The following is a 9,636-nucleotide window of genomic DNA, read 5'->3' as shown; positions in this document are numbered from 1 at the left end:
TCTTTAACTACCTCAACAAGTTTTGTAAAATCCCATTCTTTTGACAGCATTTCTTCTACATTTTTTATTAATTTAGTAGTGAAATTTATTAAATGTTGTTGTATAATATCATGTTGTATAATATTATTCAAAAGAGACACCCCCTTATTGATTTGTGTTTTTTCCACTTTTTATTTTACCACAGGGGTTGTCTCTTTTAAATTTTTTGTCCTTTTTCGTCCTACAATAATTTTACACTATGGTTTTTATATACTATTATCTAAAATTTCTTATAATCGTCCTAGATTTAAAATCAAAACTCCTATTTTCATATACAACAAAATCTACAATTGATCTATATCATCTAAGCACTAGCATAAGATTTAGTTATTCTATTTAATAAAAAAGAGAATCTACAAATGATAGATTCTCCTTACTAAAAAACGTTATATTTTAAAAATAAAATTAAAACGACTCCTTAAAAAAATCTAATGCATATTGAACATACATAGCTGATCCTATTTCTAATGCTTTTTCATTAATATTGAATCTTTCATTATGATAGGGATTATATAATCCTAGCATTACCTTCTTTGCGTCCAACCAAAATATATACTTCAGGTATTATTGATGTAAACTCGAAAATCATCAGAAATAGTTAGTCTATCTATTTTGCAAATACATTCATTACCAAAAAGCTTTTTAGCTAATTCTTCAGCCCGTTTTGAGCATATTTTGTTATTTATTAAAGGAGAAGTTCCATAATTATATTCAATTTCTGCTCTTGCTCTAAACGCCCAAGCAGTATTTTTAGCCATTCTTTCAATTATAATTGGCAAGTCTTTTCTTATATTAGAGTTAAAACACCTTGTCGTTCCTTCAATTATAGATTCACTAGATATTATATTAAAACCCATGCCTGATTCTATCATACCTACACTTATTACTATGGGATTTAATGGATTCATTTCTCTGCTCACAATTGATTGTAAATTCATTATAATTGCAACAGATATCAATATAGCATCTATTCCTTCATAAGTAGCAGATCCATGTGCTGTTTTTCCTAGTATTTTTGTTTTGAAATAGTCTGCTGATGCCATTATTGATCCTTCTCGTATAGATAATTTACCAGTATACAAACTATTCCATAAATGAATTCCAATTTTTCATCTATTTACAGTGCATCCATATCAGCTCTTAACGCTATAGTTGGACCCCCATTTTTCCATATATCCACGCTGCAACCCCTGTTTTAGCTAAGGAAATAATCGGCTGCCCTTCTTCTATTGTTACTGATAGATTCCCTGCTTATAATATCCCTACTAAAGCTATCTTCCCTAATTCTAAACACATTAAAGTTTCTTCTTTTAATGATGATATTTCTAATAATGTTATTGAGGCCTTTAATGATACTTTTAAAGATTGGTATAAGAGAAAAAGAAGTTTTAAGTCTTTTGATAGCACTAATGCTTTTATATCTATGTTTATTTTTCACTACAATTTCTTAAGGCCTCATTATTCTCTTAATAATCTCTCTCCTGCTGAAGTTGCAGGAATATCTTACAACGATGTAGATAAACGTAATTGGTTGCTCTCTGTTTTTGTTTAATTTTTTAATCTTTATACTTCTATTGAACACCTGCAAATTATACATATTTGGAGGTGCCTTTAGCATGCCCTTTTTTAGAGCTGTTTGTCTTTTTTGTTGTTCTTTTTTTATAAACTCATGTAATTTTTAATAATTATACGATTTTTAAAGCTTTAGTTTCATTTTTACTTTACACTATCATTATTCTTGTATTATATAACAATTATAATAAATTTTATTTATATTTCCAAATAGTCCCGAACCAAAGTTAACAAATTTTAATATATTACAGGCAAAGTAGAACCTCCAACTGGCATTAATAAAACCTTGGAATCATATCCAAGTTCTTGATAAGCTTTTTCTAAGGCTTCTTGCACATCACTAAAAGGTTCCATAAAAATACTTCTTACAAAATCATCAGGAAGCTCCGATACCAAAAAAATTTTAGCATTTTGTAATACCATTGCTATTGCTGCTGCTTTATGTCCTCCAAGAGTAAAGTTTTTCTTTATTCTTTCTATAAGCTCTTCAGGTTTAGAAGCTTCTAAAATCCATTCCTCAAATACCTTTTCTCCCAATCCTTCTTTACATGATGCAACAAGTATTATTATTCCTCCCTTCTTTACTGCATTTTTTGCATTATCAAGGGCCTTTTGTGCCTGATATAAATTTAAATCTTTTGGATATCCTCCTGCTGATGTTATGACTATGTCAGCTTTTTCTTTAATTTTTACCTTATAAAATCTATCCAAAAACTTACATCCTTCTCTATGAGCATCTATATAATGTCCTGCAACTGCTTTAATTATTTCTTTTTTTTCATTCAATACTACATTTAATATAAAATCGATATTTATAAAATTTCCAATTTCATCTATATCCTCTCTTACCGGATTCATATCAAGAATTCCTGCCATAGCTTTTTCTTCAATCATTCTACTATGATTAGCTTGAATAGCTCTTCTAGTTGAAACACCAGGCATTATTGCCTTTGCGCCACCACTATATCCTGCAAAATAATGATACTCAATGTTACCTAAGCAGATGCGTCTATCAGCTTCAACAACTGGTCTAAAAATTTCTACAGGGGTCCCATTTTTAGTATTACCGAGATAAACGTAATCCTTTGGATTACTGTCTATGCAATTTATCCTATTATATATTTCTTCTCCAACGATATATTTTTTCTCATCTTCAGTATGAAATCTATGACTTCCTAATGCAAAAACAATAGTAATATCCTGGTCTTTAACCCCAGCTTTATACAACTCATCTAAAACTAATGGAAGAACTAATTTACTTGGCATCGGTCTTGTTATATCACTTGTAATAATAACTATCTTTTCCCCTGGTTTCACAATATCTCTAAGCCTTTTTGAATTAATTGGGTTCTCAATAGCCCTTTTAACTTCATCTATTCCAGTTAATTCAACATTCACTTTATTTGGTAAAAGCTCACCTAAAAAATTTTCATTTTTGATTCTTATTCCTACACTAGTTTTACCAAATCCTAAAATACATTCTCTATATTCCATATAACCACCTCTTAAAACTAAATTAATTAGACAGTGAACTCTTTATGTTCACTGTCTAAAATGATATATTATGCTTCGATTTCTGATATTTTAACAGGTCTCTTTTCTTCTAAAGATTTTTTAGCCGCAAGTCCAATGAGCACAGGCTTCAGACCATCTATTCCCGTTACTGGAGGTTCTATATCTTTTTCTATGGCTTCAAAGAAATCTTTAAGTTCTTCAACAAAAGAATCCTTATATCTTTCCAAGAAGAAATATTTTGGTTTTTCACTAATTACTCCTTCTTCACAACTTAAAACTGCAGATGAATCTGTATCATTTGAAACCGTTATAGACCCTTTAGAACCAAAAACTTCTACGCGTTGATCATAACCATAAACAGCTTTTCGACTGTTATCAATAACTGCAAAAGCACCATTTTTCAATTTAAGACTGATGACCGCAGTATCAACATCTCCTGCTTCTCCAATTGCAGGATCGACCAATACTCCTGCATAAACAAATACCTCTTCAACTTCACTTCCTGACAGATACCTAACCATATCAAAGTCATGAATAGTCATATCAAGGAACATCCCTCCAGATACTTTTACATAATCTATTGGAGGTGCTTGTGGATCCCTTGATGTAACTTTTATTATATGTGGAAGACCAATCTTACCTCTTCTTACCATTTCATAAACTTTTCTAAAGTTATGATCAAATCTTCTATTAAAGCCTACTTGAAATTTAACCCCTGCTTTTTCTACAGCTTCAAGAGCTTCTTTTATTCTATTTACATCAAAATCTATAGGTTTTTCACAAAAAATATGTTTCCCTGCTTTAGCAGCTTCTATAGTAAATTGTGCATGAGTATTAGTAGAGGAACAAATAAGAACTGCATCAATTTCGGGATCATTAATAATATCCCTATGATCACTATAAACATTAACTATACCTATACTTCTAGCCCAATCCATTATTTTATCAGCGTAAACATCAGCAATAGCCTTAATCTCAACATTTTTAAAATTATTTACAATATTTTCAGCATGAAGCTTACCTATTCTTCCAGCTCCGATGATACCAATTTTTATTTTTTTCATGTTTTCACCCCCATTATAGTCCTGTTTTTTCCTTTATAAATTTTCTTGCCTTTAACGCATATTCAAATGGATTAGCCTTTGCAGGATCTTGTTCAGCTTCAACGATTAACCATCCTTCATAATTATTTTCGTCAAGAATCTTAAATATCGGTTCAAAGTCGATCATTCCATCACCTGGGACAGTAAATACCCCCTCCTTCACAGCCTTAAGAAAACTTAATTTCTCTTTCTTAACTTTTTCGAGAACATCCTTCCTAACGTCTTTCAAATGAACATGTTTTATTCTATTTATATATTTCCTTAAAACCTTTTCCGGATCTTCTCCTGAAAAAGTTAAATGACCAGTATCAAATAAAAGATATACTGCTTCAGGATCAGTCATCTCCATTAATCTATCAATTTCTTCCTCTGTTTGAATTCCAGTGCCCATATGATGATGATAAACAACTTTCATTCCTTTCTCTAATGCTAGTTTTCCAAGGTAATTTAAACCTTTTGATAAGGCTTCCCATTCTTCATCTGTAAAAATAGGCTTCGCATCAAATATTGGCATATCCATTTTCCCTTGTATACTATGGCCTTGTTCTGAAACTACAATAACCTTTGCTCCCATTTCATATAGGAAATCTCTATGTTTTATAAAAGCATTTACAGTTTCTTCAAGTGGTCTTGTTGTTAAAAAAGCACTAAACCAAGCACTAGCTATCTTTATGTTTCTAAGCTCTAATGCCTTTTTTAATATATTTGGATCCTTTGGATATTTATTGCCAACTTCACTGCCTTCAAAACCTGCAAGAGCCATCTCGCTTATACATTGTTCAAATGTATTTTCTGCTCCTAATTCCGGCATATCATCATTTGTCCATGCTATGGGAGCAATTCCAAGTTTTACTTTTTCTTTGCTTAGCATATTTTTATCCCCCTTAGTTAAATTAAAATTTTCTTGCTTTTTCAATCTCTTCTTTCATTTTTTTACATGCTTCAATAACACTCTCTCTTTCAGCAACTTCTGGAACGCCAACTCTCCACCACGATTCATATCCACAGGTCATAGTTTTAGGAAGAACCTTAATATCTACTAGAGTTGATACATTATCATGTTTTATGCTTTCAAGTGCCTTCTTTAGCTCTTCAATTGTCTTTACAGTATAAGTTTTAGCTCCATATGCTCTTGCATTTGCCGCAAAATCAATAGGAATATATTCTCCCGTCAAATCTCCTGTTTCCTTGTCTCTATATCTAAATTCAGTTCCATAAGTTGGAATACCTTGTGAGTTTTGTAGATTTCTTATACATTGAAAACCACTATTATCGAAAAGCAATATGTTTATTTTTAATCCTTCCTGGATACTTGTTACAAGTTCTGAATGTAGCATTAGGTAACTTCCATCTCCAACTAATGCATAAACCTCTTTATCTGGCTCTGCCATTTTAACTCCTAAAGCTCCTGTCACCTCATAACCCATACATGAAAAACCATATTCCATATGATAAGTTCTTTGTTTTGAAGCTCTCCAAAGTCTTTGCAAATCTCCTGGAAGACTCCCTGAAGCTCCTACTATTATTGCTTCTTCTCCAATAGTTTTATTAATTTCACCAAGAACTCTTGTCTGGGATAATCCTTCTTCAAGTTCTATTGAATATAATCTATCTACTTCTTTATTCCATTCATCTTTAGCCTCTTTTATTTCATTTTTATATTCAGATCTATATCCAATTCTTACCAACTCTTCATATAAAATTTTTAAAGTTTCTCTCGCATCAGCAATTATATATTTAGCATTTAGTTTTATTGCATCAAAACCGTTTACATTTATTGACAAAAATTCTACCGTTGGATTTTGGAAGGCCCACTTTGATGTTGTTGTAAAATCAGAAAATCTTGTTCCAATACCAATCACTAAATCTGCTTCCTTGGCAATCTTATTAGCAGCTAAAGTTCCAGTAACACCTATTCCTCCAAGATTTAATGGATGATTCCATTCAATTTCTCCTTTACCAGCTTGCGTTTCTGCAATTGGAATATTAAATCTTTCGGCAAACTTTCTTAATTCATTAGCAGCTTCAGAATATCTAACTCCTCCTCCACATATTATCAAAGGATTTTTTTTACTTTTAATAAGTTTTACAGCCCTTTCTATTTCTCCTTTTGTTGGCAATCTTCTTTCAATATGGTGCACTCTTTTATCAAAAAATTCCACGGGATAATCATATGCCTCTGCTTGCACATCTTGAGGAAGACAAATAGTTACTGTTCCAGTTTCAGCCGGATCAGTTAATACCTTCATAGCATTTAGCATCGCACTCATAAGCTGTTCTGGTCTTTCTATTCTATCCCAATACTTTGAAACAGGTCTAAAGGCATCGTTTGCTGTAATTGAAATGCTTGCTGGGTTTTCAAGTTGTTGCAGAACAGGATCTGGCTGTCTACAAGCAAATGTATCTCCTGGAAATAAAAGTAGTGGAATTCTATTAACTGTTGCAGTAGCAGCTGCAGTAACCATATTAAGAGCTCCAGGCCCTATAGAAGATGTGCAAGCTATTATTTCTCTTCTATTCTTTTGCTTTGCATAAGCAATTGCTGCATGTGCCATTCCTTGTTCATTTTTACCTTGATAAAATACTAAATCACCTTTATACTCTTCTAATGCTTGTCCAATTCCAAGGACACAGCCGTGACCAAATATACCAAAAATTCCTTTTACAAATTTATTCTCTTTTCCATCAAATTCTACATACTGATTATCAAGAAATCTAACCAGTGCCTGCGCAGTTGTCAGTCTAACAGTTTTCATTTTTATCCCCCCAATAATTATTTATTAGGCCATATCTTAGCATCTTTATCCATCACCCACAAATGTTCAGGTTCAAATATAGGGGTTATATATGGATTATCTTCTAGATGCCTTATAACCCATATATAATACATAGCATATCCAGGAGCAGCGGTTTGTGGGTGTGAAAGATTGTTCAGTATTTTTACAGCATCATTATTTTTAACCTTATATACCTCTTCACCTAATTGACAAAAACCATATCCATTTTCTGGATAAAACTTATAGAAGTATATCTCAGGTTGTGGGTGAAAGTGAGGAGGATAACTCGACCATTTACCTGGAAAATCAATTACTTCACCAAGAACTAAATTTGAATATTTAGCATTAGAATAGTCAAAAACCGTCCTTACAATTCTCGTTGAAGTTTCATTCATTGTTCCCTTACCTCGTTCTTCACTAATACATTCTTTATCTCTATAAAGTTTTGCTTCAAAATCACGTTCATTTATTGTTTTAATTAAACAAATTTCTGTGTCCTCTGCAATACCAGTAATTTTTACTTCTAAACGTCTTGGCAAATGAAGAACCCATGGATTTTCATCAAAGCAGGATTTTCTTTTTATTGTTTCTTTTCTATCCTGCCATTCTAAAATTACCTCACCATGAATTAGCAAAAATACCCTTTCCTTATCGTCTTTATCTACTTCAATTTGTCCTTTTTTAATTTTTAAAATTCCAAAATCCATCATTGTATTATCTTCTTTTTCATCAATAGAAGTTATCATATTATATCCATATACAAATGGTCCTTCATGTCTAATCCTTAACATAAAAATACCTTCCTTCTATTTTCTAGATAAAACCCTCTTAACCTTAAAAATGATATCCTTATACGTTAAATTAAATCTCTCCATTAAATAACTTTCAGGACCTACTTCTCCAAATTTATCCATTATACCTACCCTTTCCATAGGAACGGGTTTATTCTCCACTAATACTTCTGCTACAGCAGAACCAAGTCCATTTAATATGCTATGATTTTCTGCAGTAACAATCGCACCAGTTTCTTCAGCACATTTTATAATTGATTCTTTGTCAATTGGTTTTAATGTAAATATATTTAGTACCCTTGCCGAAATCCCCTCCTTCTCAAGCTCCTCAGCTGCCTTTAATGCTTCATTTACTAAAATTCCTGTAGAAATTATAGTTACATCACGACCATCCTTTAATTTTACTGCCTTACCTATTTCGAAGGTGGATCCATCCTCAAAAATTTTTATGGCATTTTTCCTTAAAAGCCTTATATAAAATACACCATATCTGTTAATTGTTTGTCTTATCAAATCTTTAAGCATTACTGAATCAACCGGTTCTAAAATTGTTATATCAGGAACATTTCTCATAATCCCCATGTCTTCAAAAGGCATATGTGTTCCACCATTATATGCAGCTGTAACACCTGGATCACTTCCTATTATCCTAACATTTAGCTTAGCATAACCACATGAAAGAAATATCTGATCAAAGCATCTTCTAGTAGCAAATGGTCCAAAGCTATGGGCAAATGGTATTTTGCCTGTTGCAGATAACCCTGCAGCTACTCCTATCATATTTGCTTCCTGGACACCTACATTAAATGTCCTAGAAGGAAATGCCTTCCAAAATGGCTTCATTCCCATCGAACTCATTAGATCCGCATCAAGAACCACTATTCTTTCGTCCTCTTTTGCAAGCTCCATCAGGGTCTCACAATAAACATTTCTCATTTCTTTATCTTCTTTAATTCTATTTTGGGTAACGATATAGCTCATTTTGCCACCACCCTTTTTAGCTCCGTTTGAAGCTCTTCAAGTGCCTCATTAAGCTGCTCTTGACTGATAATCATATGATGATTTGACTCTGCTTTTTCAGCATAGCTCCATCCTTTGCCTTTTATTGTATTTAAGACTATAACTGAAGGCTTTCCTTCAATTTGCTTAGCTCTTTGAATAGCATCATATATTTCTTCAACTTCTGCTCCGTTTACTTCCTGCGCAAACCATCCAAAACTTTCGAATTTCAGCTTAATATTACCTAAATCATTAATATCCTTTACATATCCATCTAATTGTTTTTTATTATAATCAACAAACGCAATTAAATTATCCAGCTTCTGTTGTGCAGCATATAAAGCAGCCTCCCAAATCTGTCCCTCTTGAATTTCACCATCACCAAGAATTAAATAGGTAAAATTTTTCCGTCCATTAAGTCTATTACCTAATGCAACTCCAACTGCAATAGATGCCCCCTGACCTAATGATCCCGTTGTCATATCAATTCCAGTCGTCAGATTTCTATCACAATGACTTGGTAAATTTGTTCCTGGTTTGTTTAATGTCATTAAATCTTCCAAAGGGAAGTATCCTTTCAAAGCAAGTGCTGCATAAACAGCTGGTCCAGCATGTCCCTTAGAACAAATTAGCCAATCTCTATCTTCCCATCTTGGATTTTTGGGATCTATATTCATAACTTCACCATATAATACAGCAAGTGTATCAGCAATTGATAATACTCCTCCAACATGTCCAAATCCTAAATTGCCAATGGCTTTAATTGCTTCTATTCTTATTTTTGTGGCAAATATTTTTAAATCTTTGATTTTATCACTGCTTAACATTTTACACCTCCTT

The 9,636-nt window shown here is 32.4% G+C and carries 8 protein-coding genes and 1 pseudogene; 1 reads left to right on the top strand and 8 read right to left on the bottom strand.

From position 1 onward, the window contains the following. Positions 1-596 precede the first annotated feature (596 nt). Positions 597-1,082 (bottom strand): peptidase dimerization domain-containing protein, encoded by a 486-nt coding sequence (locus Q3V94_RS11430; protein WP_303527848.1) that lies wholly within the window; start codon positions 1,080-1,082, stop codon positions 597-599. A gap of 161 nt (positions 1,083-1,243) precedes the next feature. Between Q3V94_RS11430 and Q3V94_RS11425 the strand changes: the two are divergent. Then, positions 1,244-1,591: pseudogene (locus Q3V94_RS11425) on the top strand (integrase core domain-containing protein); the annotation flags it as partial. A 257-nt stretch (positions 1,592-1,848) separates the two neighbouring features. On the opposite strand, the gene larA reads toward Q3V94_RS11425, so the two are convergent. The 7 genes from larA to Q3V94_RS11390 all read right to left on the bottom strand — a co-directional run bounded on the left by larA (position 1,849) and on the right by Q3V94_RS11390 (position 9,623). After that, positions 1,849-3,105 (bottom strand): nickel-dependent lactate racemase, encoded by a 1,257-nt coding sequence (larA, locus tag Q3V94_RS11420; protein ID WP_303527846.1) that lies wholly within the window; start codon positions 3,103-3,105, stop codon positions 1,849-1,851. Positions 3,106-3,173: 68 nt separating this feature from the next. Then, positions 3,174-4,190, bottom strand: coding sequence for an inositol 2-dehydrogenase (gene iolG / locus Q3V94_RS11415; RefSeq protein WP_303527843.1), 1,017 nt, complete (start codon positions 4,188-4,190; stop codon positions 3,174-3,176). A 13-nt stretch (positions 4,191-4,203) separates the two neighbouring features. Continuing rightward, the gene (gene iolE / locus Q3V94_RS11410; protein ID WP_303527841.1) at positions 4,204-5,100 is read right to left on the bottom strand and encodes a myo-inosose-2 dehydratase; all 897 of its coding nucleotides are present in this window, start codon (positions 5,098-5,100) and stop codon (positions 4,204-4,206) included. A 22-nt stretch (positions 5,101-5,122) separates the two neighbouring features. Then, entirely contained in the window at positions 5,123-6,985 is a 1,863-nt protein-coding gene (gene iolD, locus Q3V94_RS11405) for a 3D-(3,5/4)-trihydroxycyclohexane-1,2-dione acylhydrolase (decyclizing) (RefSeq protein WP_303527838.1), read from the bottom strand. 17 nt (positions 6,986-7,002) lie between these two features. Then, positions 7,003-7,797, bottom strand: a complete 795-nt coding sequence (locus tag Q3V94_RS11400) for a 5-deoxy-glucuronate isomerase (protein WP_303527836.1) — start codon at positions 7,795-7,797, stop codon at positions 7,003-7,005. A gap of 15 nt (positions 7,798-7,812) precedes the next feature. Continuing rightward, complete coding sequence (locus tag Q3V94_RS11395; protein ID WP_303527834.1) at positions 7,813-8,778, bottom strand: transketolase family protein; 966 nt, start codon at positions 8,776-8,778, stop codon at positions 7,813-7,815. Beyond that, the gene (locus Q3V94_RS11390) at positions 8,775-9,623 is read right to left on the bottom strand and encodes a transketolase (protein ID WP_303527832.1); all 849 of its coding nucleotides are present in this window, start codon (positions 9,621-9,623) and stop codon (positions 8,775-8,777) included. Before Q3V94_RS11390 ends, Q3V94_RS11395 begins: the two co-directional genes overlap by 4 nt. Positions 9,624-9,636 lie beyond the last annotated feature (13 nt).

Origin of the sequence: Caloramator sp. CAR-1 (assembly GCF_030546345.1) — a bacterium.
GTDB classification, from domain to species: domain Bacteria; phylum Bacillota; class Clostridia; order Clostridiales; family Caloramatoraceae; genus Caloramator; species Caloramator australicus.
Note: the sequence above shows the minus strand (reverse complement) of the source record. Positions and strands in the feature narration are given on the sequence as shown.

Bases quoted from the DNA above. Each gene is read 5' to 3' on its own strand.
- Q3V94_RS11395 (WP_303527834.1), bottom strand. From the start codon at position 8,778: ATGAGCTATATCGTTACCCAAAATAGAATTAAAGAAGATAAAGAAATG.
- iolE (WP_303527841.1), bottom strand. From the start codon at position 5,100: ATGCTAAGCAAAGAAAAAGTAAAACTTGGAATTGCTCCCATAGCATGG.
- Q3V94_RS11400 (WP_303527836.1), bottom strand. From the start codon at position 7,797: ATGTTAAGGATTAGACATGAAGGACCATTTGTATATGGATATAATATG.
- iolD (WP_303527838.1), bottom strand. From the start codon at position 6,985: ATGAAAACTGTTAGACTGACAACTGCGCAGGCACTGGTTAGATTTCTT.
- larA (WP_303527846.1), bottom strand. From the start codon at position 3,105: ATGGAATATAGAGAATGTATTTTAGGATTTGGTAAAACTAGTGTAGGA.
- iolG (WP_303527843.1), bottom strand. From the start codon at position 4,190: ATGAAAAAAATAAAAATTGGTATCATCGGAGCTGGAAGAATAGGTAAG.
- Q3V94_RS11430 (WP_303527848.1), bottom strand. From the start codon at position 1,082: ATGGCATCAGCAGACTATTTCAAAACAAAAATACTAGGAAAAACAGCA.
- Q3V94_RS11390 (WP_303527832.1), bottom strand. From the start codon at position 9,623: ATGTTAAGCAGTGATAAAATCAAAGATTTAAAAATATTTGCCACAAAA.